Genomic DNA, 25,157 nt, shown 5'->3' on the forward strand with positions numbered 1-25,157 from the left:
GAGTATCGAGGGGGTCCTTCGGGACCCCCTCTTTTTGTCTGCCATCGCGTGCGGATAAGATGGCCCCGAGACTCACCCGAACCCCGGTGACGGATGTCGACGGACTCGGTTCCCGCATCGATGAACGCTCCAACCCCGGCGAGGCTCCGCCGCGGTCTCGGCGTCGTCACGCTCGCCGGCACGATCTTCGTGTTCGTGTCGTCGGGGCCGTTCGGCCTGGAGGCGATGGTGCGCGACGGCGGCCCCGGCGCCGCCGCCCTCATGCTCGTCGTCGGACTCCTGTTCTGGGGTCTGTCGCATGCCCTTGTGGCCACCGAGCTGTCGAGCGCCATCCCCGAGGAGGGCGGCTTCTTCCGCTGGGTGGAGATGGCGTTCGGCGGCTTCTGGGGCTTCCAGGCCGCGTTCTGGTACTGGATCAAGATGCTGGCCGACACGGCGATCTACCCGATCCAGTTCGGACAGTATCTGAAGTACTGGTGGCCGGAGCTCGGGTTCTGGGAGGAGCGCCTGGTGCGGGTGGCGCTCGTGTGGCTGTTCGTCGGCATCAACCTGCGCGGCATCAAGGCGGGCGGACGGCTGGCGGTCGGGTTCTCGCTCTTCATCATGGCCCCCTTCGCCGCGTTCGTGCTCCTCGGGGCGCCGCACTTCACACTGCACGCCCTGACACCCCTCGTGGCCCAGGGGAAGGGCACGCTCGAGGGACTCGGTCTCGCGCTGATGCTCGGGATGTGGTGCTACAACACGCTCGATTCGGTCTCGGTCGTCGCGGGGGAAGTGGAGGACCCGACGCGGACCTACGGCCGCGCGTACCTTCTGGCGATCCCGTGCGTGTTCCTCGGATATCTGCTTCCCGTCGTGGTCGCCTCGGCGGTCGATCGCGACTACGCGTCGTGGCCGGACCACCACTTCTCGACCCTGGGCCTCCGGCTCGGGGGGGAGTGGCTCGGCGCCTGGATCGCCCTGGCGGCGCTCTTCGCCAACGTGTCGTTGTTCCATGCCGCTCTCATGGTCAACACCCGCGTGCCGATGGTGCTGGCCGCCGAGCGCCGCTTTCCCGCGGTCTTCTCCGCCGTCGGAAGACGGCACGGCGCGCCCTGGGTGTCGCTCCTGTTCGACGGGGCGGTCTATACGGCGATCGCGCTGGTGACCGACGGATTCGTCGACATCGTCGTCTACAACCAGTGGCTGAACGTCGGAATCTACACGCTGCTCTACATGACCTTCCTGCGCCTCCGGAAGACCCGCCCCGATCTGCCGCGCCGCTTCAAGGTCCCTGGAGGATGGCCCGGCGCCCTGGCGATCTGCGCGGGACCGTTCCTAATCTGCTGGCTGGGGGTGCCGATCGGAGGGCGAAAAATGCTCTGGCTGGGGCTTCTGGGACTCGCGAGCGGTCCTCTGGCCTACTTCGCGCAGCGGGTCTGGCGGCGCCGTTTCCCGGCGCCCGCTACGTCTGCAGCCGCTCCAGGTACCAGGCCTTGAACCTGCCGGCGTGCATCTCCTGGGGCACGTAGACCCCGTGCCGGTGCGCTCTCGAGGCGACCCCCTTCTGCACGAGCTCGCACACGTCCCAGTCCTGGCGCGCGATGCGGTCGATGAACTCGATGGCATCCTGCGGGTCGAAGTCGTCCCGCGCCATGGTGGAGGGCTCGAACAGCCACTCCGTCACGACGAGCGTCCGGGCCGGCGCCAGCGGCCACAGGGCGCGGTACTGCGCGTAGTCGGGGAACAGATTGAGCATCAAGGTGGGATAGATCATCTCGCCGTCGTACTTTCTCTTCTCCTCGTCGTCGAGGCCCGACAGGAACGGCCGCCGGGTCGTTCCGGTCAGCGTGAATGTGCAGGCCCCTTCCCGGAAGTAGGCGACGTCGTCAGACCCGGAAGCATCCACGACACCCCTGCGGTACAGGGGGACGAGGTCACACAGCTCGGGATGCACACCCGGGCAGTGGTAGCACTCCTGATAATTCTCGACCAGGATCTTCCAGTTGCACTCGACCTCGTGCGCGGCGCGCGCCCCGACGCGCAGGGTCGCCAGCGGATAGCGCCGGAGGCGCTCCGGGATCGACCCCAGGTGCTCCGCCAGAGGCGTGGCCCGCTCCCCTTCGAGGTTGATGAACAGGAACCCGCCCCACGCCTCGATCGCGACCGGATGCAGGGAGAATTCTTCCTTGCGGAACCCCTCGCACTCGTGGAGATGGGGCGTGCCGATGAGCCTCCCGTCCAGGGCGTAGGTCCACGCGTGGTATGGGCAGGTCACGGCCCCCTTGAGACGTCCCTCGTCCACATTGCACAGCCGCGCCCCGCGATGCCGGCAGACGTTGTAGAAGGCGCGCGCCCGCCCGTCCCGGTCACGCACGACGATCACGCTCTCGCGTCCGACCGGCACGGTGAAGAAGTCGCCCGGATCCTTGATCCTCTCCTCGCGCCCGGCGCACAGCCAGGAGCGGTAGAAGATCAGCTCCCGTTCGCGCTCCAGGACTTCCAGGTCGCAGTAGGCGGATCCGGGCAGCGTGGCATCGAGCCGCATCTCCCCTCGCGTCATCGTCTCGGCCATCGTCGCTCTCCCTGAAACGCCTGCGGGGCCGCCGTTGCCGCGATGATACTACAGACTCCCCGCCGTCCCTGCGGGGGGGCGCAGATGAAGGTCGGCTCCTGACGTATACTCCACCGCGGGCGGGCCGTTAGCTCAGGCGGTAGAGCATCTGACTTTTAATCAGAGGGTCGCTGGTTCGAGTCCAGCACGGCTCACCATCCCGCTCCCCACGCCGATGGTATCCGCATGCGACGCCCGGGTCATGCCGGAGCGCGCCTCAGGGGGTCTGGTTCGGACACTGGCCGTTCTCGATACCGGGCGCGGGGCAGCCGTACCAGCATCCGATCGCGAAGGGTGCGGCAGGGAAACAGAGATTGAGGTGCGGATCGAGAGGAGTTTCAAGCTGGAGGATGGGGCCGGAGCCGTCGCACGAATAGCAGGCGATGGTGACGCTCGCGGGAGTGATGCCGCCGATGCGACGACCATTGTGATTGCAGCCCATCAGCAGACACAGCGCCATGACGAGAACGCAGCGCTGCGCGAGGTTTTCCGACACGCGCCTCTCCCTTCCTTCACGTCCATATACCCCCGCGCCGCACGGCTGTCAATCGACCCGAGCCGTGATGGGCGGGGATAGGAGCCGGGCGGAATCCGGCCACGCCCGGTCGCGCTGCGCCTCATGCTAGGATACGCCCCCCGGTCGTCCCCATCGTCTAGCCTGGCCCAGGACACCGCCCTTTCAAGGCGGTAACACGGGTTCAAATCCCGTTGGGGACGCCAGACTTACGCGCCCTGCCCCGTTCCAGTGGCCGTTTTAGGGACCAAGCTGCGGCGCCGGAGACGAAGTATTGTCCAGGCGGGTTCTCGTGGTACTAGAATCTCTTTGGATTCCGCAATCTCCGCCTGCAGGCAAATCTGCACCGGCGGCCACCCAGCGGGAGGAGGAACTATGAAGCGCGCATTACGATTCGCGATTCGCGTTCTTGTCCTGGCGGCCGTCATCTCCGGCATCACGATCTTCAGCAGTCTGTCGCCAAAGCCGACGATGCCCTACCTCTCTGCGCTGGCCGACCTGGGAGCAGTCCAGGCGCTGGCGGCGCAGCGTTGCGAATTCCGCGCCTGCTCGAAGGGGCCGGGTGGAGGGCCGAGCTGCAAGAGCTCCGGTTCGCCCTACAACTGCAAGAACGTCGCCGGCGGCTGCCAGCTCAGTCCCTGCTGAAACCTGCGCGCGTCAGAGCGGGCAGTCCCCGGAGAAAGGGATCTCCTCCTGTCCATCGCTTGAATGTCCGTAGGTGGTGTCGCCGCTGGGAAGCCCGAAGGCGCGCACCAGGTAGAAATAGGCCGATCCCAGCGGAGGCAACTCCGGGTCGCTCGGACCGGTCACGTACCACCAGGCTGCCTGCGGGACGTCGTTGGCCAGGCACGACACGCGTCCCAGATCGATGATCGATCCCCCGGAGGACAGCCCCGGAAGATCGCCGCGAATGACATCGTGAGAGACGGCACAGGTGACATGGTTCCAATTCACGCGCGGAGGCGTGTCGGCGCTGATCCAGAGATCCGTGAACGGGATGGGGCACGGGGGCTGCGACACGAGGACCGACTGCGGTGCGATGATCTGACACTCGATGCCGACGTTCGGTCCGTCCACGGCGACGTACTCGCACAGATAGGGATCCATGTTGACAGCACCGCGGTCGTCGAGCAGGTACTGAGGGTTCCCCGTGCAGGGATCCGTCAGGAAATGAGACTCCTGCAGACAGAAGGTCGGCACCCAGGGAAGCTCGACGTATCCCCGGTAGGCGGCCGAAGACACGCCTGACGTCGCGAACAGAAGCGCCAGCAGGAGGGCGAATCGGTGAACGTGTGGAGGCATGGGCTTCTCTCCTTCCTCTTGGGTTCCCGCGGGTGCGGCGCCGAGCGGGGAGAGAATTGACCAACGTCGTTCCATCATTTATACGACCAGGATGCGCTTCGGTCAACCTGCCTTTTACGGGCCGATTTCGAGGAGGGAGGACCCGATGTACGCGATCGCGATCGTGCGATATCGCAAGCCGCTGGACGAGGTTCTCAAGGTCGTCGAGGCCCACCGGGACTACCTGCGGGACTTGAAGAAGAAGGGCTGGCTCCTGGCCTCGGGTCCGCTCGACCCGCGCAACGGCGGTCTGCTGCTCCTGCGTGTTCCTGACGAGCAGGCCCCTTCCCATCTCGACCGGGTGAGGGACGACGATCCCTTCGTCGCGACGGGGACGGCCCAGTACGAGATCTGGCCGTGGCTGCCGAACATCGGCCGGGAGGATCTCGATCGCCTGTGAGTGCCGCGGTCGCAGCGTCAGCCGGCGGCCGGCGGCACGGTCTCGCGACGACGCACCAGCTTCATGATCGCGTAGATGACTGAACCGGTCAGGAGGGCGATCGTGCCGGCGAACCAGTCCTGGCGCGCGGTGGCGTAGAGCGCCACGACCCAGGTGCACGCCGGCAGGAGAACGACGACCCAGGCGCCCGCCTTGCCTCCCGGCACCTGGAACCCGGAGATGGGCTCGGGCGCCCTCGAGCGCAGACGCACCAGGAGGGCCAGGGTCAGAGTGCAGTACGCCCCGGTCACCCACATGTCCACCACCAGGAGTCTTTCGAACGGGACCCAGACGAGCACTGAGTAGATCCCCGCGTACAGGAGAAGCGCGACGTAGGGAGTCCCGTAGCGCGGGTGCAGCCGCGACAGAATCCTGGGCAGCGATCGGTCCTCGGCCATGGCCCAGCAGAGGCGGGAGTACCAGACGAGGTAGGCCAGGAAGATCACCATGTAGCTCGCCACGCTGCCGAGGAACGTCCAGGTCTCGAGGGGCCGGCCGCCGAGCATCCGGCCGATCTCGGCGAAATAGCCCGACGTCCATCCCTCCCAGTGACCGACCGCCGCCAGCCCCGCGAGGGTCGGGGCGGAATAGCTCAGGATGATGATCGGCACGATGAGCACCAGCGCCAGCGGGATCGTGCGGGCCGGCCGCTTCACCTCTTCGGCGGCCGTGCTGATCTCGGTCATCCCGGAGTAGTACCACATCGCCAGCGCCAGGCCGGAGCCGAAGCCGTCGAGGCCGTCCACCCCCGGGGCGCGGAACGGCACGAATGGATTGAAGTGGGCGTGGAGCGCCCCGACGACCACGATCCAGACGAGCGGCGCCATCAGGAACAGGCTCAGGAACACCGAGGTCGCGCCGACGATCTCGATGCCCCGGTAGTTCAGGAAGGTCAGAACGAGGATGAATCCGACCGCGGCCAGGTTCTGCTGCCACGACGGCATGTCGGGAAACCAGTGCACGAGCGACTTGCCGAACAGGACGGGGTAGAGCGCGTTGTCGAGGAACGAGGCGATGATCGCCCAGGCGCCCGCCTGGAAACCCCAGTACTCGCCGAAGATCTCCCGCACCCAGCGGTAATAGCCGCCCTCCACGGGGCGCCGCGTCGACAGCTCGGCCGTCGCCATGGCCATCGGAACGCTCCAGACCCAGGGGAGGACGAACAGCAGGAGGATGGTCAGTCCGGGACCGACCTGGCCGATGTAGTCCTCGGTCCCGTAGGGGCCGCCGCACCCGGAGGCGTAGATCAGGCCCATGACGGCCAGGAGTCCGGCGCGCGCCTTGAAGCGCCCGGCCGGGGGAGCGTCGCTCAACGAGAATTCCTCTCGCTGCGCTCCTGGCACGGGACGCACTGGGTGGCGAACGGCACCGCCTGCAGCCTGGCGAGCGGGATCGGGTCCGAGCAGGAGGAGCACGCGCCGTACCCACCGGCGTGCAATCGGGCGAGCGCCGCGTCGATCTGGCGGAGGGTTCGATCCAGGGTCTGGAGCACGGCGAGATCGGCCCCGCCCTCCCGGCTGGCCTTCCAGCCGTGCACCCCCTCGTTGTCACCGGCCGCCGAGCCTGAAGTCTGCTGCGACAGGGCCTGGCGGTAGCGTGTCTCGGTCTCACGGCGGCGCTCGGTGAGGAGCCGCATCAGATCGTTTTTCCGTTGCTGGGCTTCCTGATCGCCGGGCATGACCGTCCACTCGCGCGGGGCCCCGCTTCGTCCGCCGTTGCGGCGCGCCGGGACGCTCGACTAAGATGCGGCGCCCCCGCACCCGCCCCTCGAGGAGACCGCGCGCGATGGCGATCTGGCTCGTACCGACGCTCGTCAGCCTGTTCCTCTACGGGATCGGCCAGGGACTGGTCAAGAAATATATCTCAGAAGTGCCGCCGGCCCGCTTCTGTCTTTACTTCGTCGTGGCGAAGATCGTGCTGAACCTGTCGTACTACGCACTGTTTCAGAGGACGGAACTCTTCTCGTCGGCGGCCGCGCGCTTCGATGCGTTCTGCCTTGTCGCCTACCTGCTCGACGGCCTGGGCTGGCTGCTCTACTTCCAGGCGATCGTGCACGGACCGATCGCCATCGTCGGGACCCTCAGCGCGGCGTACCCTGCGCTGACCATCCTGTTCGCTCGCATGTTCCTGCACGAGCAACTCTCCTTCCTGCAGTACGCGGGGGTGGCGCTCGTCATCCTCGGGTGCCTCGGGCTGTCCTACGCTCCGTCCCCCGCGGGGCAGTCCATCACCGATCCGCGCTGGATTCCTCTGTCGTTCGTCGCCCTTCTCCTCTGGGGCTGCTCGTCGACGCTTCTGAAGGCGGCGTACCGCCTTCCCGGCGCCGACGAAGTGAACGTCCTGGTGTTCAGCACCCTGGGAGGCATGGCGACGCTGGGGCTGTACGGCGTCGCGCGCGGGCGGCGGGGATCGGCGGGCGCGAGCGAGTGGACGCGGTCCTTCGTTCCGATGGGGATGCTGGCCGGCGGCGACATCGGCTTCATCGTCGCCACGCGCTACGGACCGGTGTCCCTGACGACGCCCTTGAGCGGCGCCTATCCGGTGATCACGGTGATCTTCGCGCGCCTCGTGCTGGGTGAGCGGATCGGCCCCTTGCAGGGTCTGTGCATTGCGGCGATCCTCGGCGGCATGGCGCTCACGCCGGGCACCGGCGGATGAGCCGCCGGGCCGGTCTCTTTCGTCAGTAGCGGTAGGCCAGCGACACGTAAGGGAAGGCGTGCCCGCCGTCCGTCCCCAGCCCCCGTCCGTAGTCGACCTTCACCACGAACGGATGGTGCGGCACGAGGAACCGGAGACCGATCCCGACACCGGCGATCTCCGCCGCCCCGCCCACGGTCGTGCCGGACAGGTAGCCTCCATCCGCGAACAAGGCCCACTTGAACAGACGGGCCGCGGGCGGCTCGAACGGCGCGTTTTGCCGGTCCCAGGGCTGTCCTTCGGGTGGAGGGGCGATCGGTCCCTGGCGCAGGAACGGGAACCAGATCTCCGCCTGCACGGCGGCCAGGCTGCGTCCCAGAAACGAGTCCTCACGGAAGCCGCGGACGGTGTTCGCGCCTCCAAGGCTCCACTGCTCGAAGGACGGGACGTGCCGATCGATCGTCCCCCCGACCGCGTGCAGGTGGGTCTCGATCCCGGACGGGAAGCGTGCGTGCAGCGTTGCGTCGAGGCCGGGTCTCACGAAGGTCCTCTCGCCCCCGCGGGCGCGCAGGGAGAAATCGACGCGGGGCGTCAGCCGGGCGGTCAGGCTCGGCCGGCCGTAGGTGTGGCGCCATTCGTAGGTCGCGCCGATGTCCATCGTGTCGGTGGAGCCCTCCTCCTCTCCCGCGGGAACCTGGTCGAGCGCCGTGCGCTCGCTCTTCAGACCCACCTCGAGTCTCAAAGCATGCGGCGGTTCGAGGTGCAGCGGGCGGATCCCGACGGTCGTGGAGAACCCGGTCTGACGCTGGTCGGTCTCGACGGCTCCGAGCTGGCGATTGTGGGTGAAATTGGAGAACAGGCTCAGCTCGAGGTCGTAGAGCCGGCGCGGCGCCTCGCGCAGGGCCAGAAGCGGCGCGTCGTAGGACAGGCTGCCTCCGGCCGCGAAGTTGTAGGTGGGGGAGACGCTGACTCGATCGAAGTTTCCGAACAGCTGGTCCTTCTCGTACAGCAGACCCGCCGCCCCCTTCGCCCGCGGCCCGTACGATGCGGTCCCGCCGATGTAGTTGGTCTTGTGGCCCCCCTTCGAGGTGGGCGTGCGGGGCGTGAGACTCTGCAGGAGATAGGCGCCGCGAGGGTAATCGGAGCCCTCCGCGGGCTGGCCCGGTATGAAGGCGACGGCGTACCCGAGTTTCGTAATCGCCTCGCTGTCGGCGCGATAGCGCTCGAAATTGTACAGGTCACCCTCGTGCGTCAGCAGCAGACTGCGCAGCACCGCGCGCGGCGCGTCGGCGGGCACGGGATACAGGTGGAGCTTCTCCTCGAAATCGGGATCGGGCTTGACGCCGATGCGCGACAGGTCAGCGGGGTCGAAGGTGATGAGGCCGACGATGGCACTGCTCTCCCGCACCCGCACGCGCAGCGACGTCGCGGTGCAGGTGACCGTGAGCGTGGGCACGTACCCCAGGAACCTGTACCCACGCGCCAGCGCGTCCTCGACGGCGTGCTCGTCGCACTCCTGCGCGGCGACACGCCGCAGCTCCCTTCGCAGGGTTTCCGCCGGGAAGACCGCTTCTGTCCCCGGGCGTCCCGGCGGATTCACGAGCTCGACCTCGATGCTGCGGACCGGGGCTCCCGCAGGTCCGGCCGCGGTGTCCTGGGCTCCAGGGCCGCGGCCGCCCAGACCCGCGAGGACCAGAACGATCGTGATCGTCCCGCGCTTCACAGAGGCGTGTGTAGCCGCGAAGCGCGTCTCTGTCAAGTGCCCGCCGGAGGAGGCCTTCGGTCGTTGCTGCAGAAACGACGCGGGCCGATGGCGAGTCGATTTTCCAGTTGATCCCGTGGGCCCGGCAGGACATACTCCTGCGTCCCCGGCCGGACGAAGAGAGTCCCGTCCGCCGGCCGGATATGGGAGGAACCCAATGTCACCCGCGCGCCGCCGCGTCCTGCCTGCCTGTCTGGTCGTGATCCTCGCCGCCGCCCTGGGTCCTGCGCATGTCTTCGCCCGCGACACGGATAAGACCTGGGAGTTCGGGGCCTACGTGGTGTCGAGCAAGTATGCCGGCGGCTCCCATATCGACACCGGGGTCGGCTGGGGGGCGCGCGGCGGGTACCACTTCAAGGCGATGCACGAGCTCGAAGGCAGCTACGACCTGGTCAGCGCCAACAACTCGCGGGTGTCCGGTCTCACCTACGACGTGACCAAGATCAGCGCCGACTATCTGCGCATGTACTTCATCAAGGGGCACGAAAAGATGATCCCGTTCGCGACTTTTGGTCTGGGGATCATCGGGATCGACAACGGCACCGACAGCCTGAGCTCGACGTCGCTCAGGTTCGGCGGAGGGTTCAAGTACTTCGTCAAGCCGCGCGGCGCGCTCCGGTTCGACCTTAGGGGCTACCACTGGCACGGAGACGGCAAGGTGACCAACCGCGACCCGTTTTTCTCGATCGACTTCACGCTCGCGGCGGCCTTCCTGATCGGCGGCGGAAAGTAACCCGCCGCGGGGAAAGAGCCGTGCAGATCGCGAATGCGTCGATCGAGATCAGGACCGACTCAAGGACTGCCATCGTCAACGTGACCGCGGAGGCGCGGAAGGCGCTGTCACAGGCCCGTATCACCCGCGGGCTCGCCGTTCTGACCGTGCCGCACACGACGTGCGGCCTGTGCGTCAACGAGGACGAGCCGGGCCTCCGGCGCGACCTGGAGCGGGTGGTCGCGACCCTGATCGATCTCGTGAAGCCGCAGGAGGGATTCCAGCATGACCGCGTGGACGACAACGCCCGCGCCCACCTGACCGCGGTCCTTCTCGGCCACTCGCTCACGCTTCCGGTGGTGGACTCGGCCCTGTCGCTCGGGACCTGGCAGAGCCTGTTCCTCGTGGAAATCGACGGACCGCGCCAGCGCCGGCTCGACATGGTGTTCCTGGGGGATTGACCCCCGCATGTCCGAGCTGCTGCGGGCCTATGTCATCGTCAGTCTCTGCGGCTGGGCCGTATTTCCCATGGTCCGACGGCTTCTCGCCCCGCTGCCCGACCGCGGCTATGCCGTGGGCCGCTGCTTCGGCTTGGTCCTGATCGCCTGGGTGGCGTGGATCCTGGCCTGGATGTCCGGCCGCGCCCTCACGACGCCGCTGGCCCTCGGCTCGCTGGTCCTGGTCGCCGCGGCAGGCTGGATCCCGTCCCTCCTGAAGCGACGGCGTCAGGGGATCGGGGGCGCCCTGGCGGAGCTCTCCGCGCCGGGTCTGCCGCGCCGCCTGCCGGCGTTCATCGCCTGCACCGAGGCGTTGTTCCTCCTGGGAATGCTGCTCTTCGTCCTCCTGGAGGAGCGCAACCCGGCGGTCGATCCCGACAGCGAGCGTTTCATGGACTACGCCTTTCTCCGGGCCTGCCTGCGCTCCCCGGGACTGCCGCTCATGGATCCCTGGTTCGCCGGCGGACAGGCGGCGTACTACCACTTCGGATACGCTCTCGTGGCGTTCCTGGTGCGCGCCTGCGGCGCCGATCCGGCACGCATGCTCGGCAGCGCGATCGCCCTGCCGTATGCCCTTCTCTGGACCGGCGCGTTCGCCATCGGCGTGACACTCACCGGACGCGCCCGCGGCGGAATCTGGGCTGCCTTTCTCGCACTCGGGGCCGGCAACCTGGAATGGCTGAGGCAGGGCCTCCGGGCCCTGCGACCCGCGGCGTTCGACTGGTTCGCGTCCTCGCGGGCCATCGACGGGACGATCACGGAATTCCCGTGGTTCAGCCTGCTGTGGGGGGATCCGCACCCGTACGTCATGGCGATGCCGATCCTCGTGACGGCCCTGGCCTTCGTCCTGGCGGTCACGCTGAATGCGCCGGCTCACGCCGACGCCGGCCGGGGGGCGGAGAATCGCTTCATCCCCGCCGGGCGCATTGCGGCCCTGGCGCTCCTGGGCGGGGCGGTCTTGGCGGCGCACCCCTGGGACTATCCTCTTTTGTTCGGTTCCGCGCTGCTGATCGCCGCGTGCGCGGGCGGTCGTCATCGAACGGCCCGGATCGGGTCCATCCTCCTCGCGGCGGCGCTCGCGTGGCCGCTGTTCATCCCCTTCCTGAAAGGACTGGCGCTGGGCGGGCACGGCCTCGGCCGGGTCGCCGTACGGAGCGCTCCGGGAGAGTGGTTCATGGCGTACGGTCCCTTCGTACTCCTTCTCTGTCTCGGGGGGCCCCTCCTGCTGCGGACGGTCCGCGACCGGCCGGGTCCCGGGGAGGATGACCGTGCGGCTCATCGCGCGGCGGTGGCGTTCGGCGCCTGCGCCCTTCTGACGGCGCTGTTCTGCGAGGTGGCCTACGTCCGCGATCTGTTCGCCCCCACACCGCTGGCGCGCATGAACACGGTCTTCAAGCTTTACCGCTTCTCGTGGCTGCTCCTCGCCCTGGCGTCGTCGCTCTGGATCGAATCACTCCTCGGCCCGGTCCGGTCGAGGCTCGACGTCCGCCGGTGGGCGGGGCGCGCGGTCGTGGCCCTGGTGGTGGGGGCGGCGCTCGTCTACCCGGTGTACGGCACGGCCGCCTGGTTGCGGGTGCGCCGGAACGAGGCGGCGCGTCAGGAGGGAGCGGCCCGCGCGGCGCTCCTTCCGGGCGCCGACGCGGAGGCCCTGTTCCGGGCTCGACTCCCGGGGGATGCCGATGCGGCGGCCTTCCTGGCGCGCTCGGCGGGCGGTGCGGAGGCGCTCGTGGAGGAGACGGGGGAGCCGTACACCTGGTCGTCGAGAATCTCCACCTTCAGCGGAGTGCCTTCGGTCCTGGGCTGGGGGAATCACGAGGCGATCTGGCGGGGAGGCTGGGATGAAATCCAGAAACGGACGGCGGACATCGTCCTCGTCTACACGCGTCCCGGATCGCAGGAGGCCTGCGATCGACTGCGCCGGTACGGCGCAAGATGGATCGTGGCGGGCGGACTCGAGAGGCTGCGCTACGGCCCATCGGTCGACGATTTCGGGAGACTGGCCCGGCCGGTCTTCGCGAGCAAGGGGACCGCGGTCTACTCGGTCGACGATGTGTGCGCACGGGCGACTCGATGAACGGCGAGCGGCCGGACGGCGGTTCTCCCGGACCCGGCGCGCTCGAGCGCGCGGCACCCTGGCTCCTGCTCGTGCTCGCGGGGAGCCTGCGCCTGCCGCGCCTGGACCTCCGCCCTCTGCATCACGACGAGGGGACGAACGTCATCTTCCTGCTCCGCCTGCTGCGGGAGGGTGTCTACCAGTACGACCCGTCCAACTACCACGGCCCGCTGCTCTACGTTCTGAGCGTCGTGCCGCTGTTCCTGTGCGGGACGACGACGGTCGTGCTGCGCCTGACACCGGCCCTGCTGGGCACGGTCATGGCCGCACTGCCGTGGCTCCTGCGCCGGGAGCTGGGACGCGCCGCGGCCATCGCCGCCGGTGTGCTCCTGGCCGTGTCCCCGTCACTGGTCTACTACTCACGCGACAACATCCATGAGATCTACCTGGGCGTCCTGACGCTGCTCCTGGTGACGGCCGCCGTCCGCGGGGCGGTCTCGGGCCGGACGACGCTGTTCGCGCTGGCCGGGGCCGCGGCCGGCGGGATGATCGCCACGAAGGAGACCGCCTGCCTGACTTTCCTGGCGCTCGCCACGGGACTCCTGGTGTCGAGGGGCGCGGGCCTGCCAAGACCCGGTCGCGCGGCCATCGTCGCGTGTCTCGGAACGACGTGCCTGGTGGCGCTCGCGTTCTACAGTGACTTCTTCACCGACCTCGCCGCGCTGGTCCGCCCGTTCGAGGCGATCCGTCTGTGGGGAGCGCGAGGAGTGCGGGCCGACGGTCACGGCAAACCGTGGTGGTACTACCTCGCGATCCTGGGTCGGGAGGAGCCCGCGATCGTCCTTCTGGCCGTCTTGGGGACTGCGATTGCCCTGTGGAGGCGTGAGCGCTTCGCGATGTTTCTCACGGGGTGGAGCGGCGCCATCCTCCTCGCCTATTCCGCCATCCCCTACAAGACGCCCTGGCTGGTCCTCAATGCCGTCCTGCCCATGGCACTCCTCGGTGGGACGGTGTTCACCGGGGGACTCCCCGACGTCGGCGCGGCCGACGAAGGACGATCGGGCGGAGCGCGCCGCCGGCTCGCCTGTCTCCTGGTCGCCCTGCTTGCAGGGATGTCCGCGCGCCGGGCCTACGTGGTGTCGTTCGTGCGCTACGACGACGATCGGACGAGCGAGCTCGTCTACGTGCAGACGCGGCGCGACGTCAATCGTCTCGTGGCCCGGATCGAGGACTTCGCGCGGAGTCGTCCCGAGGGACGCGACCTGCCGATCGAGATCCTGTCCCCCGACTATCTGCCGCTCAACTGGTATCTGCGCGACTTCACCGATGTCAGCTACTTCGGCAAGGTCACCGAGAGCCCCGGCGCCCCGGTGGTCATCGCGCGCTCCGACGCGGCCGATGAGGTGGAACTCCTCCTGGGCCCGGGCTACGCGCGGTCCATCTACCCGCTCCGGCCCGGAGTCGACCTCTGCCTGTTCCTGCGCGAGAGCGGGACTCTTCCGACGCCGCCGGAGGAGTCCCGGCCGGGTCGCTTGTAAGCGGGCGCGCGCCCGGATAGAATCAGCGCCATGGGGAGATCGAACTCGATGAGCGCCACACAGGGCTTCGCGCGGTTGTTCACGGTGGATGAGGCGAACGCATTGATACCGGGTCTCCGGCCGGTCGTGGAGGACCTGCTGGGCACGTTCCGCGAGATCAGGACGGAAATCGAGGGCGCGGCCGGACAATCGGACCTGCCACCGGGCAGCCCGGAGCTCGCCAGGCATCTGGAGGAGCGGGGCATCGCTCCGCGGCTTTTCGACAGGGTCAAGTCACTGGTGCAGCAGATTCACGCGAGCGGCTGCCTGGTGAACGGCCCGGAGGCGGGCCTGATCGATTTTCCGTGCCTGTTCAACAACGAGATCGTGTTCCTGTGCTGGAAGTACGGTGAGCCCGGGATCGGATACTGGCATCGAATTCCGGACGGTTTCGCCGGCCGCCGGCCGCTCCTGGACATGTCGGTCCCGGAGGAGGACATGCGGGTTCACTGAGAGGCGGAGCGAGAGGACGGGTCGGGGATCTAGGTGCGCAGGTGATGGCCGTTGGTCTGGGCACGGCGCCGCCACCCCTCGCGCACGAGACGGCAGACCTCCTGGGCGTCGTCGGTGACGGTGAACAGGCGCTGATCGTCCCGGCTGATCATTCCGCCTCCCAGCATTTCACGACGCATCCAGCCGACCATTCCCTTCCAGAACGCGCGACCAATCATGATGACGGGGAAATTGTCCACCTTGTGCGTCTGGACCAGGGTGAGCGCCTCGAACGCCTCGTCGAGAGTTCCGTATCCGCCCGGGAAGACGACGTAGGCGCAGGCGTACTTGATGAACATCACTTTGCGCGCGAAAAAATAGTTGAAATTGATCAGGGTGTCGATGTGCCGGTTGGGACGGTGTTCGAAGGGCAGCCTGATGTTCAGACCGATCGATCGGCCGCCGCCCCGCCGCGCCCCCAGGTTGGCGGCCTCCATGATTCCGGGTCCTCCTCCGGTGATGATCGAGAACCCCTCGCGCGCGAGCGCCTGGGACACCTGGACGGCCTTGCGGTAATGACGCGAGCCTCTGCGCACGCGCGACCCGCCGAAAATGGAGACGGCCGGCTCGATCGGACGGAGCGTCTCGAATCCTTCCACGAACTCGCCCATGATCTTGAACAGAGTCCAGGTGTCCTTGGGCGCGACGTCCCGCATGGAACGCGCCCTCGGGGCCTGCGGGGCGGGGTCGTCGGAGTCCGGCTCGTCCTGGGATGTATCGAGTCTTGGCGGGCGCTTCACTCTCACCTCATGATGGTGCGGGGAGAATATAGGTCGTGCCGGCGGGCCGAACAACCGCTCCGGGCCGCGCCCCCTGGCGCGTCGCGGGCGCGCGGACTCCGGATCGTTCCGCCCGCGCGAGGCGGCACCGGGGCGGGAGGATGAGTCGAGTGTCGCCGCCGGTTCGCCAAGGGGACGAGCTCACGCTTCAGATCGTGGACCTGGCCTTCGGGGGCCAGGGTGTCGCCCGCGTGTCCGGCTATGTCGTGTTCGTGGACAACGCCCTGCCGGATGAGACCGTGCGTGCGCGCATCCGCCGTGTCCGTCAGGGCTACGCCGATGCGGAGAGCATCGAAATCGTCGCGCCTTCCTCCCTGAGAGTCGCGCCTCCGTGCCGGTACTATGGTGAATGCGGCGGCTGCGACCTGCAGCACCTGGCCCGGCCGGCCCAGGCGGAGGCCAAGCGCGGGCAGGTCACCGCCCTCCTCCGGCGGGTCGCGGGTCTTTCGGATCCTCCCGTGCGGGAGGCCGTGGCGGCGGGCGATCCACTGCTGTACCGCTTTCGGATCGACTTCGACTGGGGCGCGTCGCGCGAGGGCCGGTCGGGGCTCGGGCTGCACAGGGCAGGCCATCCCGCGGATATCGTGCCGGTCGAGACCTGTCTCCTGATCCCCGAGGCGGCCAACAGGATCCGGGCCTTCCTGGAGCGCCGGGCCGCGGAGAAGGGACTGGCGCCACGCGATCCACGAAGGCGCCGGGGTCTGCTGCGTCGCGCCGGGATCCAGATGGCGCGCACGACAGGGGAGATCCTGCTCACGCTGGAGACGCATCGGGGCGACCCTCCCGCGCTCCTGGGTCTGGCGCGCGAAACGGCGCGCGCCTTTCCACGCATCGTCGGCATCGTGCGCCGGGAGCACGACCGTCACGGTCGGAGTTTCGGCGCGTCGATCCTGCACGGGCGGGATCATCTGTTCGAGGAGGTCGACGGGGACCGCATGAAGATCCCCGCCGGGGCGTTCTTCCAGCCGAACGCGACGGCCTGGGGCCTCCTGCGCGGCGCCGTCGAGAAGGAGCTCGAGGCGGGACGAGAGGAGACCGTGCTGGAGCTCTACTGCGGTGTGGGGTTCTTCACCCTCGCGATGGCCCGCCGCTGTCAGCAGGTCGTGGCGATCGACGTGTCGCGCGAGGCGGTCGCCGCGGCCCGCGACAATGCCGCCCGGGCGGGGCTCGGGAACGTCCGGTGGCTGTGTCACGACGTGGGAGAGGGACTCGCGGAGCTTCTGGAGGAGACGCGTTTCGACGCGATCCTCCTCGATCCGCCGCGTACCGGTCTGCCCCCGGGTGCGGCGCGTGTCCTGGCGCGCACCGCAGCCAGGCGCATCGTGTACGTCTCGTGCGATCCGGCCACGCTGGCCCGCGATCTCGGGATCCTCGTCGGGGAGGGCTCCTTCCGACTGCGGTCGGTCGTGCCGCTCGACCTGTTCCCCCAGACGCACCACGTGGAATGCGTGGTCCGGTTGGAGAGGTCCGCGGCGTGAAGCGGTGGTCCGTCGTCCGGGTTCAGCGGGCGGCCCGCCTGGCCTGGGCCTGAACGCCGCGCAAGCGCAGGATGCCCGCGGAGACCAGGTTGAACAGGACCGAGTAGCACTCGAACTCGCCCTGTCTCGCCAGACCGGCGATCTCCGCGAGGGTCCGCGAGCCGTCGACCAGGGCCAGGAGCTTCTTGTCCTCGGTGCCGAGGTCGGGCCGGGCTCCGACCTGCTCGGGGCCGATGGCCGCTTCCAGGATTTGCGAGTCGTCGGTGAAGAGGGTGCGAATCTTGGCCCACTCGTCGAGGCGGTGGATCCCCTCCATGATGACCTTGGTGGTCGACATCGACAGGGTGATCTTCTCTTTGGCGTCAGTCGCTCCCTCCAGGAACTCGAACAGACCCGAGCGCCAGTGGAACAGGGAGTAGACGATCTCCAGAACCTGCTGTTTGACCGCCCACAGCAGCTGGTCGGCCGTGATGAAGCCCATCCGGACCAGAACCTTTCCGTGCCGGGTCGTCTCGTCGATCTTGGAGGCCGAGACCGCGTTCTGCTCCGGGGTGATGATGCCTTTGCGCACCAGGAAATTTCCAAGACTGTTGCGAACCGAGTTGGATCGCGCGAAGACGATCTCACCGAGCTCCCAGTGCAGCGAGCGGGTCTCCGCGCCGCGCATGAGCCTCAGGACGCCCGTCTTCTTGGACATTCCCAGGAGACCGAAAATGTCCGCGAGGTTGATGGCGCCCAGATCGCCGCTCAGAATGCTCTTTCCGTTCATCGCGACCCCCCCGCGGAGGTCACGATCCGGGGGCCGGGTCCGCTGCCCGAATGGCGGCCGATCACGATGCTGTATGCGCGCCGCAAGGCGCCCGAAATGACCTTGACACCACCAGGGGCTCCCCGTACACTTAGCCCGCGTTCGCGGTGCCTTTTCGCTCCAAGTCGCTGATTTGCGGGCCTTCCGGGCCACCGACGCCCCCGAGCGCGGGCTCGCGTCGCGACCCACGCCGCCGACGCCCTGGAGACTTCGAACTGATGACGTCGAGGACCATCCGCTCCGCCATTCTTCCCGTGGCCGTGCTCGCTGCTCTGTCGTGCAGCAAGACCGAGGACACGGCCCCCGAACGCCGGCTGTTCGGCGATCCACCCATCATGAGGTCGGTGAACTTCGACCATATCGACGACACAGGGAACGAGGTGCCGGGCTTCGGCACCAAGGCTTTCATCATGTGTGACTTCACTGAAATCGTCGTCAGGCAGGCCTGTTACCTCGGCGCCGGTGCCGACCTTCAGGCCATGGCCGGGGGTGGCTGGACGTACGACAGCGACGCGGGGAAGGGTTTCATCGGCAACAATCCCACGACCGAGCCGGGGATATTCATTGAGGGGACCTATGGGGAAGCAATCTTCAAGGTCACCGTGACCGATCCCAATTCGACGACCGCGCAGAACAACCTTCTCCTGGTGGGAGCGAGCTATGTGCCCCCGACCGGTTCTAGCCCCCGGACCGAAACCACGCTCGTCCTTTTCGATGACGGGCAATTCAGCAAGTTCAAGAACACTCAGCAGAACATCGCCGTGGGGGATGTTTGTGTCGTCAATCCGGATGGCTCCTGCGACTGCACCCTGGCATCGTGGGATGTGACCTCGGGTGACATCACCGCCAAGGATGACGTCTGGACGCGCAGGATCGCGTTTGTCAACAGTCAGGTCCAACCCCTCCTGAAAGACTGCATCATGCGTGACAGAGCCGAAACACTCGCCTCGGCGCCACCTGGGTCGACCCTCACGTTCACGGTCGAGGCGGTCGATCGTCAAGGGAACCTGACCACCTGGCCCACCAAGCTGGTCGGCGTCACCGATTCCAATTTCGGCAAGTTCGCCTGCAACGGAGACTCGTGCGGCTGCTGCTTCCTGTGGACCGGGTCGCCTGCCGACCCGCAGTGCAACGGCCTTCCGGGGATGACCAGTCCGACCTTCCCCGACGGAATGTGCAAGGCCTTCGGTTAGCGCCTGCAGGCCAGCGAAAGTCATCGCACCTCACCTCGAATGGCGCCCGGCACGCACGTGATTACCGACCGGCACTCCGCGCCGGCGGACCCGTTTCCCGAATGTAATTTCACGCCGGAGTCAGATCAAGGAAGGGTGCTGAGCAGGCGCGCGATCCGCCCGGCCATCTCGGGTGTGATGGTGCGCGCCTGCAAGGCCAGCCCGGAGGAGCGCAGCGCCAGGATTCGGTGCAGGCGCCGCAGGTCCGCAGGAAGAGTGCGCAGTGCATCGGAGTGCAGGCGAAGGGTCGCGATGTCCCCTCGGGAGATTGGTCCCGTCAAGGCTTTGACGGGACCGAGCCGCGCCACGTTCTCGATGGTCCCGCGGATCAGCGGAAGATAGAGGCGGGCCGCCTGTCGTGTTCCCAGCCCCAGGCCGCGGGCCGCCTCGAAGCCAGCCGCCAGGAACGCCACGAGGTCGTTCGAGAGGGTGCAGGCGATGAGGTGATACAGAGCCTTGGCCTCGCGTGGAATGGTGACGGGGAGGCCTCCCAGATCGAGGACCAGCCTGCGGAGGACGCGCACGGCGCGCGGGTCCCCTTCGATGGCGAACGGAGTCCCCTGGAAGTCCGTGTCGGAGCGCGAGGCCGCGATGCTCGCGAGCGGATGCACCGAGGCCACCAGAGCACCCCGCCGCCGCAAAGGCTCGAGCGCCGCCGACGAGACGGCGCCGCTGCAATGGGCCACGACGCGCCCGGCCCACGGCAGGCGGGCACGCGCGAGCTCGCGCCCCACGGGAACCACCTCGCGATCGGGCGTGGCGATGAGGACGAGCCCCGCCCGGGCCGCCGCTTGCACGTTCGAGGCCGTCGGTTCTCCGGCGCCTATGAAGGCGCGGGCCTGGCGCGCCGAGCGCAAGGATCGGCAGGCCAATCCGGTCGGCGCGTAGCCGTGCCGCATCAGGAGCCGGCCGAGCGTCCTTCCGAGCCTCCCCGCCCCGATCAGGGCGAACTCCTTCTTCATGGCGATCCCGCCTCATCAGACGGCCCGCCCGGCGCGCCCCGACTCAACCGGTCAAGAACGGACTGAAGAGTCTCCGGACGCGCCGCGGTGAACTCGTGCCACGCACCGCTCCGCGGGTGGGCGAAACCGAGGCGCCTTGCGTGCAGCGCCAGTCCCGCGTAGGCAGCGAGGGCCTCGGCTACGTCGCGCGGCGCATCCTGGAGCGGGCGCCTGCCTCCGTAAAGCGAATCGCCTACGATCGGGTGGCCGATGAAGCTCAGATGCACGCGGATCTGGTGCGTCCGGCCGGTCGAAGGCTCGATCTCCAGGAACGACACCTCGCCGAACGAGGTGCTGATCCTGAAGACCGTACGAGACGGGCGGCCATCCGGACGGACGGCCATCCTGACCCGGGCGAAAGGATGACGTCCGATCGGCCCGTCTATGACGCCGTCCAACCCGCGTGGATCGCCCCAGACGAGGGCTTCGTAGAGCTTCCTCACGGTGCGCGCCTTGAACTGGGCCGCAAGCGAACGATGGGCGGCGTCGTTCTTGGCGACCACAAGGACGCCGGACGTCTCCCGGTCGAGCCGGTGCACGATTCCCGGCCGTTCGACTCCCCCGATCACGGAGAGATCCTTGCAGTGATGCAGCAGGGCGTTGACCAGGGTGGTGCGGCGGGCGCCGGCTCCAGGGTGGACCGGAAGTCCCGCCGGTTTGTCGAGGACCAGGAGATCGGTGTCCTCGTGCAGGATGATGAGCGGCAGCGCCTCGGGCTCGAGATGCGAGGGGCGGGGAGGCGGAATCTCGATCTCGATGCGCTCCCCCCCGCGCACGGTGTAGGAGGGGCGCGCCGGCCGGCCCAGGATACGCACGCGTCCGTCGCGCATCAGGCGCTGCAACGAAGCCCGGCTTTCCCCGGGAAGGAGAGAGGCGAGGACCCTGTCCAGGCGCTCCCCGCGGGCCTCCCGGGGGAGATCGAGGCTCTTCGGGCTCCCGGCCCCGCTGGACCGGGGCGATCCCGTCATCGTGTCACGCAGTCCGCCGCCCTGCGACGGTGGTGCCGCGGGCGCGGCCGAGACGGATCAGCATGAAGGTGGCCATAAGCGCGGCCGGGACGGCGATCAGCTGCGACGTGGACACGCTCCCGCCGAAGAACACACCGCGTGCCGCGTCCCCCCGGAAGATCTCGACGACGAAGCGCAGGATCGCGTAGAGAAGGACGTACGCCCAGAACACCTGGCCCTCGAAACGGCGTCGCTTCAGCAACCACAGGGTCGCCGCCAGGATCAAGAAGTCTGCGAGGGCGTGGTAGATCTGAGTCGGGTGAAGCGGAACGCCGAGCGGCACCCCCGTCAGCTGAAAGGCGGACGGGTCGCTGAAGGTGACCGCCCAGGGGAGATTGCAGCTCCGACCGTAGCAACAGCCGGCCATCAGGCATCCGATGCGGCCGATCGCCTGGCCCAGGGCCAGGGGCGGGGCGACGAGGTCCGCGACCTTCCCGACAGGCAGGCGGTAGCGGCGGACATACAGGAGCCCCGCCACCGCCGCGAGGGCGAACCCGCCGTAGAAGACACCCGCCGAGCGGAGATTCCTCAGGATTTCCACCGGGTGAGCGATGTAGTAGCGCGCGTCGATGATGTACAGCGTCAGCTTCGCGCCGATGAAGCCGGCCAGGAGCGCCACGATCCCGAGGTCCACGATGCGGGCGCTGTCGATTCCATCGCGCCGGGCCAGGGCGACCGCCAGGCGGAGGGCCAGCAGAAATCCCAGGGCATAGAACAGCCCGTAGGTTCCGACCGTGAACCTGCCGAATCGTCCGAGGTCGAGATCGAACAGGACAGGATACATCTCAGCACCCGGGTGGCAGCGCCGGCTCTCGATGCCAGCCGCGCGCCAGAAGGTCGAACAGAAGGAGGGCGACTCCGATGGAGATGCAGGAGTCGGCTACGTTGAAGGCCGGCCAGTGGTGATCCCCCACGAAGACGTCGAGGAAATCGGTGACGTAGCCGAGACGCAGGCGATCGACGAGGTTCCCGAACGCGCCTCCGAGGATGAGCGCCAGCCCGGTCTGCGTCGCGGTGTCGTGGATGGTGGTGCGGTACTGGAACACGAGCATCAGGATGATCGCCAGGACGGGCACGACGGTGAAAAGGGTGCCGCGGTAAGGGTCCGGGAGATCCTGGAACAGCCCGAACAGCGCCCCCTTGTTCCTGACCAGCGTGATGTGGAAGAACCCCGGGACGACCGGCGCGCTGGACCACAGCGTCATGCGGGACACCACCATCGCCTTGGTCGTCTGGTCCAGGAGGAGGACGGAGAGGGTCAGGAGCGCGTAGGCGATCCGGAGAAGCGTGGAGCGGCTCACACCCCCGCCCTCCGCGTGCCGAGGATGGCCTGCACGGCGCGCACGCAGCGCGCGCACACGGTCTTGAACTCCGCATCCTGGCCGACATCCTTCCGAATATGCCAGCAGCGCTCGCACTTGCGCCCTTCGGCCCGCTCCACGCTCACCGAGAGCGGCTCATCCTCGCCGCCCGGGACGGCGGTCGCGGGCGGGGACCCGACGGTGACCCCCGACACGATGAACAGGTCCTCGAGAAACCCGGCGTAGCGCTGCAGGAGCGCGAGCCGCTCGCCCGTGGCCCGGAGCACGACGTGCGCCTCGAGCGAGTTCCCGATGCGTCCCTCCGCGCGCGCCGTCTCGAGCGCCTTCAGCACGACTTGGCGAGTTTCCAGCAGCCGCTCGAAGCGGGTTTCGATCCCGTCGTCCTGCGGCAGATCCAGCGCGACCGGGAACTCCTGCGTGTGGACCGACTCGTCGACGGGATCGCCGGAGCGCCCGCCCCGGAGCGCCTGCCACACCTCGTCCGCGGTGAAGCACAGCACCGGCGCCATCAGCCGCGCCAGCGAGTCGAGGATCAGCCGCATGGCGGTCTGGGCCGATCGTCTCGACCGGTCGTCGGGCGGCCTGGTGTACAGGCGGTCCTTCAGGACATCGAGGTACAAGGCGCTCAGGGTGACCGTGCTGAAGCGATGGATCGCCTGCGTGGCGAGATGGAACTCGTAGCGTTCGTACGTCGAGCGCATCCGTGCGATCACGTGGTTGAGCTGATGCAGGACCCAGAGGTCGATCTCCTCCATGTCGCGCGGGGCGACCACGTGGAGCCCGGGATCGAAATCGTACAGATTGCCGAGGAGATACCGGCAGGTGTTGCGGATTTTCCGGTAGGCCTCGGCGTTGCGGTCGAGGATCTCCTTGGACAGACGCATGTCCTCGAGAAAGTCCACGGTCGCGACCCACAGACGCAGGACGTCGGCCCCGTGCTGCTTGATGACGTCCTGCGGCGGGATGACATTGCCGAGCGACTTGGACATCTTGCGCCCCTGGCCGTCCAGGGTGAAACCGTGCGTCAGGACGCTGCGATACGGCGCCTCGTCCCGATCATTGACCGCGATGATGAGGGAGGAGTGGAACCATCCACGGTGCTGATCGCTCCCCTCGAGGTACAGGTCGCTCGGCCAGGGAAAATCGGCGCGCTCGCCCAGAAGGGCCAGGTAGGAGACCCCCGATTCGAACCAGACATCGACGATCTCGTTCCGGGCCTGAAGCTCCCGCCCCCCGCAGTGCCGGCAGGTCGTCCCCTCGGCGAGCGTCCCGAACTGCTCCGGGTCGAACCAGGCGTCGCTGCCTTGCTCCTGGAACAGGCGGGCGGTGCGCTCGATGAACGCGGGATCGACGATCTCGCGACCGCAGGAGGAGCAGAACGGAAACGGCAGCGGCACGCCCCAGACCCTCTGACGGGAGATGCACCAGTCGGGCCGCGTGCCGATCATGCCGCCGATGCGCAGAGCGCCGCTCTCGGGAATGAACCGCACGCCGCGGATCGCATCCAGGCAGCGGCGACGCAGGTCGGCGTGATCGAGGGCGATCCACCACTGCTCGGTGGCGCGGAAGAGGATCGGCCCCTTGCAGCGCCAGCAGTGCGGATAGCTGTGGCTGATCGTGGCGGCGTGGAACAGAAGACCTCGATCCTCCAGGTCCTTGAGGATCGCCGCGTTGGCGTCGAACACGCTCTGCCCCGCCCAGGGACCGACCTCCTTCGTGAAACGACCCCGGTCATCGACGGGCGAGAAGATCGGCAGGCCGTGTCTGCGGCCGGTCAGGAAATCATCCATCCCGTGACCCGGCGCCGTGTGGACCGCGCCGGTGCCGGTGTCGCGCGTCACGTAGTCGCCCAGGACGAGTCGCGAGAGCCCTCCGGAGGCGAACGGGTACGGCGCCCTCGCGGGACCGACCCCCTCCAGGCTCCGACCCTTCGCCTCTCCGAGGATGCCCCGGGGCCGGAGACCCTTCAGAGCGAGGACCGTCGGGACGAGATCGGCCGCCAGGAGCAGCACCTCCTCCCCGATGTCGACGAACTGGTAGGTGAATTCGGGATGGAGGGCGATCGCCACGTTGGCCGGCAGGGTCCACGGAGTCGTGGTCCAGATCAGGACCGATACCTTGCGCCCCGCCAGGGAGGGGAAGCGCTTCAGCAGCGGGGCCGGGTCGAGCGGGAAGCGGACGTAGATGGACGGTGAGACGTGATCCTCGTACTCCACCTCCGCCTCGGCCAGGGCGGTGGCGTCACGTGGACACCAGTGCACCGATCGCTTGTCGCGGTAGATGTTGCCGTTCTCGGCGAAGCGTCCGACCTGGCGGACGATGGTCGCTTCGTACGCGGGATTCATGGTCAGGTACGGAGTCTGCCACTCGCCGAACACCCCCAGCCGGCGGAATTCCTCGCGCTGGACAGCCACGTATTTCTCGGCGTAGGCGCGGCAGGCGGCGCGGATCTGCGGCGGGGTCAGGGCGGCCTTCTTCGGTCCCAGGTCCTTGTCGACCTGGTGCTCGATCGGCAGGCCGTGGCAGTCCCATCCAGGGACATAGGGCGCATCGAACCCCATCATGGAGCGCGACTTCACCACGAGATCCTTCAGGATCTTGTTGAGCGTCTGTCCCAGGTGGATGTTGCCGTTCGCGTACGGCGGTCCGTCGTGGAGGACGTAGCGCGGCCGTCCGCCGCGCATGCGGCGGAGGGCGGCATAGACATTCAGGCGGTCCCAGCGCTCGAGCATGGCCGGCTCGCGTCGCGGCAGGTCCGCCTTCATCGGAAAGTCGGTGCGCGGCAAATTGAGGGTGTTCTTCAGGTCGAGCGGTTCCATGGCTCCCGGGATCGATGTATTTCGTTGGCCGCCAGCGGGTTGGCCGGAGCGCGGAAGACCGAAATCTAGCATACTCCGCAATATTGTCAAGGAC

General features: G+C 68.0%; 24 protein-coding genes and 2 tRNA genes. 13 read left to right on the top strand and 13 right to left on the bottom strand.

Features of this window, described 5'->3' with window-relative positions; translation table 11 throughout:
- Positions 1-120 precede the first annotated feature (120 nt).
- Positions 121-1,479 carry an APC family permease gene (locus tag VEW47_13415; GenBank protein HYS06183.1) on the top strand — a complete coding sequence of 453 codons (1,359 nt, stop codon included), beginning with the start codon at positions 121-123 and terminating at the stop codon, positions 1,477-1,479.
- Here VEW47_13415 and VEW47_13420 read toward each other — a convergent pair.
- The gene (locus VEW47_13420) at positions 1,445-2,554 is read right to left on the bottom strand and encodes an aromatic ring-hydroxylating dioxygenase subunit alpha (protein ID HYS06184.1); all 1,110 of its coding nucleotides are present in this window, start codon (positions 2,552-2,554) and stop codon (positions 1,445-1,447) included. The genes VEW47_13415 and VEW47_13420 overlap by 35 nt on opposite strands.
- Positions 2,555-2,675: 121 nt before the next feature.
- Between VEW47_13420 and VEW47_13425 the strand changes: the two genes are divergently transcribed.
- Positions 2,676-2,751: transfer RNA gene (locus tag VEW47_13425), tRNA-Lys, on the top strand.
- Between the two features lie 59 nt (positions 2,752-2,810).
- Here the strand turns inward: VEW47_13425 and VEW47_13430 are convergent.
- Positions 2,811-3,089, bottom strand: coding sequence for a hypothetical protein (locus tag VEW47_13430; GenBank protein ID HYS06185.1), 279 nt, complete (start codon positions 3,087-3,089; stop codon positions 2,811-2,813).
- Positions 3,090-3,235: 146 nt separating this feature from the next.
- On the opposite strand from VEW47_13430, the gene VEW47_13435 reads away from it, so the two are divergent.
- Positions 3,236-3,313 (top strand) — tRNA-Glu (locus tag VEW47_13435).
- A gap of 169 nt (positions 3,314-3,482) precedes the next feature.
- The gene (locus VEW47_13440; protein HYS06186.1) at positions 3,483-3,752 is read left to right on the top strand and encodes a hypothetical protein; all 270 of its coding nucleotides are present in this window, start codon (positions 3,483-3,485) and stop codon (positions 3,750-3,752) included.
- 12 nt (positions 3,753-3,764) lie between these two features.
- Here VEW47_13440 and VEW47_13445 read toward each other — a convergent pair whose 3' ends face one another.
- Entirely contained in the window at positions 3,765-4,409 is a 645-nt protein-coding gene (locus VEW47_13445; protein HYS06187.1) for a hypothetical protein, read from the bottom strand.
- 145 nt (positions 4,410-4,554) lie between these two features.
- Here VEW47_13445 and VEW47_13450 point away from each other — a divergent pair, with 145 nt between their 5' ends.
- Positions 4,555-4,848 carry a YciI family protein gene (locus VEW47_13450; GenBank protein ID HYS06188.1) on the top strand — a complete coding sequence of 98 codons (294 nt, stop codon included), beginning with the start codon at positions 4,555-4,557 and terminating at the stop codon, positions 4,846-4,848.
- A 17-nt stretch (positions 4,849-4,865) separates the two neighbouring features.
- On the opposite strand, the gene VEW47_13455 is transcribed toward VEW47_13450, so the two are convergent.
- Positions 4,866-6,200, bottom strand: a complete 1,335-nt coding sequence (locus VEW47_13455; protein HYS06189.1) for an APC family permease — start codon at positions 6,198-6,200, stop codon at positions 4,866-4,868.
- Positions 6,197-6,565, bottom strand: coding sequence for a TraR/DksA family transcriptional regulator (locus VEW47_13460; protein HYS06190.1), 369 nt, complete (start codon positions 6,563-6,565; stop codon positions 6,197-6,199). The genes VEW47_13455 and VEW47_13460 overlap by 4 nt, the downstream gene beginning before the upstream one ends.
- A 107-nt stretch (positions 6,566-6,672) precedes the next feature.
- On the opposite strand from VEW47_13460, the gene VEW47_13465 reads away from it, so the two are divergent.
- Positions 6,673-7,545, top strand: coding sequence for an EamA family transporter (locus VEW47_13465; protein HYS06191.1), 873 nt, complete (start codon positions 6,673-6,675; stop codon positions 7,543-7,545).
- Between the two features lie 22 nt (positions 7,546-7,567).
- Here VEW47_13465 and VEW47_13470 read toward each other — a convergent pair whose 3' ends face one another.
- Positions 7,568-9,247: a BamA/TamA family outer membrane protein gene (locus VEW47_13470; GenBank protein HYS06192.1), complete on the bottom strand. Its 1,680-nt coding sequence runs from the start codon at positions 9,245-9,247 to the stop codon at positions 7,568-7,570.
- A gap of 196 nt (positions 9,248-9,443) precedes the next feature.
- Here VEW47_13470 and VEW47_13475 point away from each other — a divergent pair, with 196 nt between their 5' ends.
- From VEW47_13475 to VEW47_13495, 5 genes are read left to right on the top strand one after another with little or no spacing between them, the layout of a single operon-like run.
- Positions 9,444-10,019, top strand: a complete 576-nt coding sequence (locus VEW47_13475; protein HYS06193.1) for an outer membrane beta-barrel protein — start codon at positions 9,444-9,446, stop codon at positions 10,017-10,019.
- 20 nt (positions 10,020-10,039) lie between these two features.
- Positions 10,040-10,459: a secondary thiamine-phosphate synthase enzyme YjbQ gene (locus VEW47_13480; protein HYS06194.1), complete on the top strand. Its 420-nt coding sequence runs from the start codon at positions 10,040-10,042 to the stop codon at positions 10,457-10,459.
- Between the two features lie 7 nt (positions 10,460-10,466).
- Positions 10,467-12,569 (top strand): DUF2298 domain-containing protein, encoded by a 2,103-nt coding sequence (locus tag VEW47_13485; GenBank protein HYS06195.1) that lies wholly within the window; start codon positions 10,467-10,469, stop codon positions 12,567-12,569.
- On the top strand, positions 12,566-14,086 hold the full coding sequence (locus VEW47_13490) for a flippase activity-associated protein Agl23 (protein HYS06196.1): 1,521 nt from the start codon (positions 12,566-12,568) through the stop codon (positions 14,084-14,086). The genes VEW47_13485 and VEW47_13490 overlap by 4 nt, the downstream gene beginning before the upstream one ends.
- Positions 14,087-14,134: 48 nt before the next feature.
- Positions 14,135-14,578: a DUF2203 domain-containing protein gene (locus tag VEW47_13495; protein HYS06197.1), complete on the top strand. Its 444-nt coding sequence runs from the start codon at positions 14,135-14,137 to the stop codon at positions 14,576-14,578.
- A 29-nt stretch (positions 14,579-14,607) separates the two neighbouring features.
- Here the strand turns inward: VEW47_13495 and VEW47_13500 are convergent, their stop codons facing one another.
- Complete coding sequence (locus tag VEW47_13500; GenBank protein HYS06198.1) at positions 14,608-15,273, bottom strand: TIGR00730 family Rossman fold protein; 666 nt, start codon at positions 15,271-15,273, stop codon at positions 14,608-14,610.
- Positions 15,274-15,506: 233 nt separating this feature from the next.
- Between VEW47_13500 and rlmD the strand changes: the two genes are divergently transcribed.
- Positions 15,507-16,874 (top strand): 23S rRNA (uracil(1939)-C(5))-methyltransferase RlmD, encoded by a 1,368-nt coding sequence (rlmD, locus tag VEW47_13505; GenBank protein ID HYS06199.1) that lies wholly within the window; start codon positions 15,507-15,509, stop codon positions 16,872-16,874.
- 22 nt (positions 16,875-16,896) lie between these two features.
- Here the strand turns inward: rlmD and VEW47_13510 are convergent, their stop codons facing one another.
- Entirely contained in the window at positions 16,897-17,643 is a 747-nt protein-coding gene (locus tag VEW47_13510; GenBank protein ID HYS06200.1) for a DUF4388 domain-containing protein, read from the bottom strand.
- Between the two features lie 257 nt (positions 17,644-17,900).
- Between VEW47_13510 and VEW47_13515 the strand changes: the two genes are divergently transcribed.
- Complete coding sequence (locus VEW47_13515; GenBank protein HYS06201.1) at positions 17,901-18,875, top strand: hypothetical protein; 975 nt, start codon at positions 17,901-17,903, stop codon at positions 18,873-18,875.
- Positions 18,876-19,000: 125 nt separating this feature from the next.
- On the opposite strand, the gene VEW47_13520 is transcribed toward VEW47_13515, so the two are convergent.
- From VEW47_13520 to ileS, 5 genes are read right to left on the bottom strand one after another with little or no spacing between them, the layout of a single operon-like run.
- Complete coding sequence (locus VEW47_13520; GenBank protein ID HYS06202.1) at positions 19,001-19,876, bottom strand: Rossmann-like and DUF2520 domain-containing protein; 876 nt, start codon at positions 19,874-19,876, stop codon at positions 19,001-19,003.
- A complete protein-coding gene (locus VEW47_13525; GenBank protein HYS06203.1) occupies positions 19,873-20,883 on the bottom strand; it encodes an RluA family pseudouridine synthase in 1,011 nt (336 codons plus the stop codon). Before VEW47_13525 ends, VEW47_13520 begins: the two co-directional genes overlap by 4 nt.
- A gap of 4 nt (positions 20,884-20,887) precedes the next feature.
- On the bottom strand, positions 20,888-21,706 hold the full coding sequence (gene lgt / locus VEW47_13530; protein HYS06204.1) for a prolipoprotein diacylglyceryl transferase: 819 nt from the start codon (positions 21,704-21,706) through the stop codon (positions 20,888-20,890).
- Position 21,707: 1 nt separating this feature from the next.
- The gene (gene lspA / locus VEW47_13535; protein HYS06205.1) at positions 21,708-22,223 is read right to left on the bottom strand and encodes a signal peptidase II; all 516 of its coding nucleotides are present in this window, start codon (positions 22,221-22,223) and stop codon (positions 21,708-21,710) included.
- Positions 22,220-25,063 carry an isoleucine--tRNA ligase gene (gene ileS, locus VEW47_13540; protein ID HYS06206.1) on the bottom strand — a complete coding sequence of 948 codons (2,844 nt, stop codon included), beginning with the start codon at positions 25,061-25,063 and terminating at the stop codon, positions 22,220-22,222. The genes lspA and ileS overlap by 4 nt, the downstream gene beginning before the upstream one ends.
- Positions 25,064-25,157: the final 94 nt, after the last annotated feature.

The sequence above is a fragment of the Candidatus Dormiibacterota bacterium genome (assembly GCA_035635555.1).
Lineage (GTDB): Bacteria > Acidobacteriota > Polarisedimenticolia > Gp22-AA2 > Gp22-AA2 > Gp22-AA3.

Bases quoted from the DNA above. Each gene is read 5' to 3' on its own strand.
- VEW47_13415 (HYS06183.1), top strand. From the start codon at position 121: ATGAACGCTCCAACCCCGGCGAGGCTCCGCCGCGGTCTCGGCGTCGTC.
- VEW47_13420 (HYS06184.1), bottom strand. From the start codon at position 2,554: ATGGCCGAGACGATGACGCGAGGGGAGATGCGGCTCGATGCCACGCTG.
- VEW47_13440 (HYS06186.1), top strand. From the start codon at position 3,483: ATGAAGCGCGCATTACGATTCGCGATTCGCGTTCTTGTCCTGGCGGCC.
- VEW47_13445 (HYS06187.1), bottom strand. From the start codon at position 4,409: ATGCCTCCACACGTTCACCGATTCGCCCTCCTGCTGGCGCTTCTGTTC.
- VEW47_13450 (HYS06188.1), top strand. From the start codon at position 4,555: ATGTACGCGATCGCGATCGTGCGATATCGCAAGCCGCTGGACGAGGTT.
- VEW47_13460 (HYS06190.1), bottom strand. From the start codon at position 6,565: ATGCCCGGCGATCAGGAAGCCCAGCAACGGAAAAACGATCTGATGCGG.
- VEW47_13465 (HYS06191.1), top strand. From the start codon at position 6,673: ATGGCGATCTGGCTCGTACCGACGCTCGTCAGCCTGTTCCTCTACGGG.
- VEW47_13475 (HYS06193.1), top strand. From the start codon at position 9,444: ATGTCACCCGCGCGCCGCCGCGTCCTGCCTGCCTGTCTGGTCGTGATC.
- VEW47_13485 (HYS06195.1), top strand. From the start codon at position 10,467: ATGTCCGAGCTGCTGCGGGCCTATGTCATCGTCAGTCTCTGCGGCTGG.
- VEW47_13490 (HYS06196.1), top strand. From the start codon at position 12,566: ATGAACGGCGAGCGGCCGGACGGCGGTTCTCCCGGACCCGGCGCGCTC.
- VEW47_13495 (HYS06197.1), top strand. From the start codon at position 14,135: ATGAGCGCCACACAGGGCTTCGCGCGGTTGTTCACGGTGGATGAGGCG.
- VEW47_13500 (HYS06198.1), bottom strand. From the start codon at position 15,273: ATGCGGGACGTCGCGCCCAAGGACACCTGGACTCTGTTCAAGATCATG.
- VEW47_13510 (HYS06200.1), bottom strand. From the start codon at position 17,643: ATGAACGGAAAGAGCATTCTGAGCGGCGATCTGGGCGCCATCAACCTC.
- VEW47_13515 (HYS06201.1), top strand. From the start codon at position 17,901: ATGACGTCGAGGACCATCCGCTCCGCCATTCTTCCCGTGGCCGTGCTC.
- VEW47_13520 (HYS06202.1), bottom strand. From the start codon at position 19,876: ATGAAGAAGGAGTTCGCCCTGATCGGGGCGGGGAGGCTCGGAAGGACG.
- VEW47_13525 (HYS06203.1), bottom strand. From the start codon at position 20,883: ATGACGGGATCGCCCCGGTCCAGCGGGGCCGGGAGCCCGAAGAGCCTC.
- lgt (HYS06204.1), bottom strand. From the start codon at position 21,706: ATGTATCCTGTCCTGTTCGATCTCGACCTCGGACGATTCGGCAGGTTC.
- ileS (HYS06206.1), bottom strand. From the start codon at position 25,063: ATGGAACCGCTCGACCTGAAGAACACCCTCAATTTGCCGCGCACCGAC.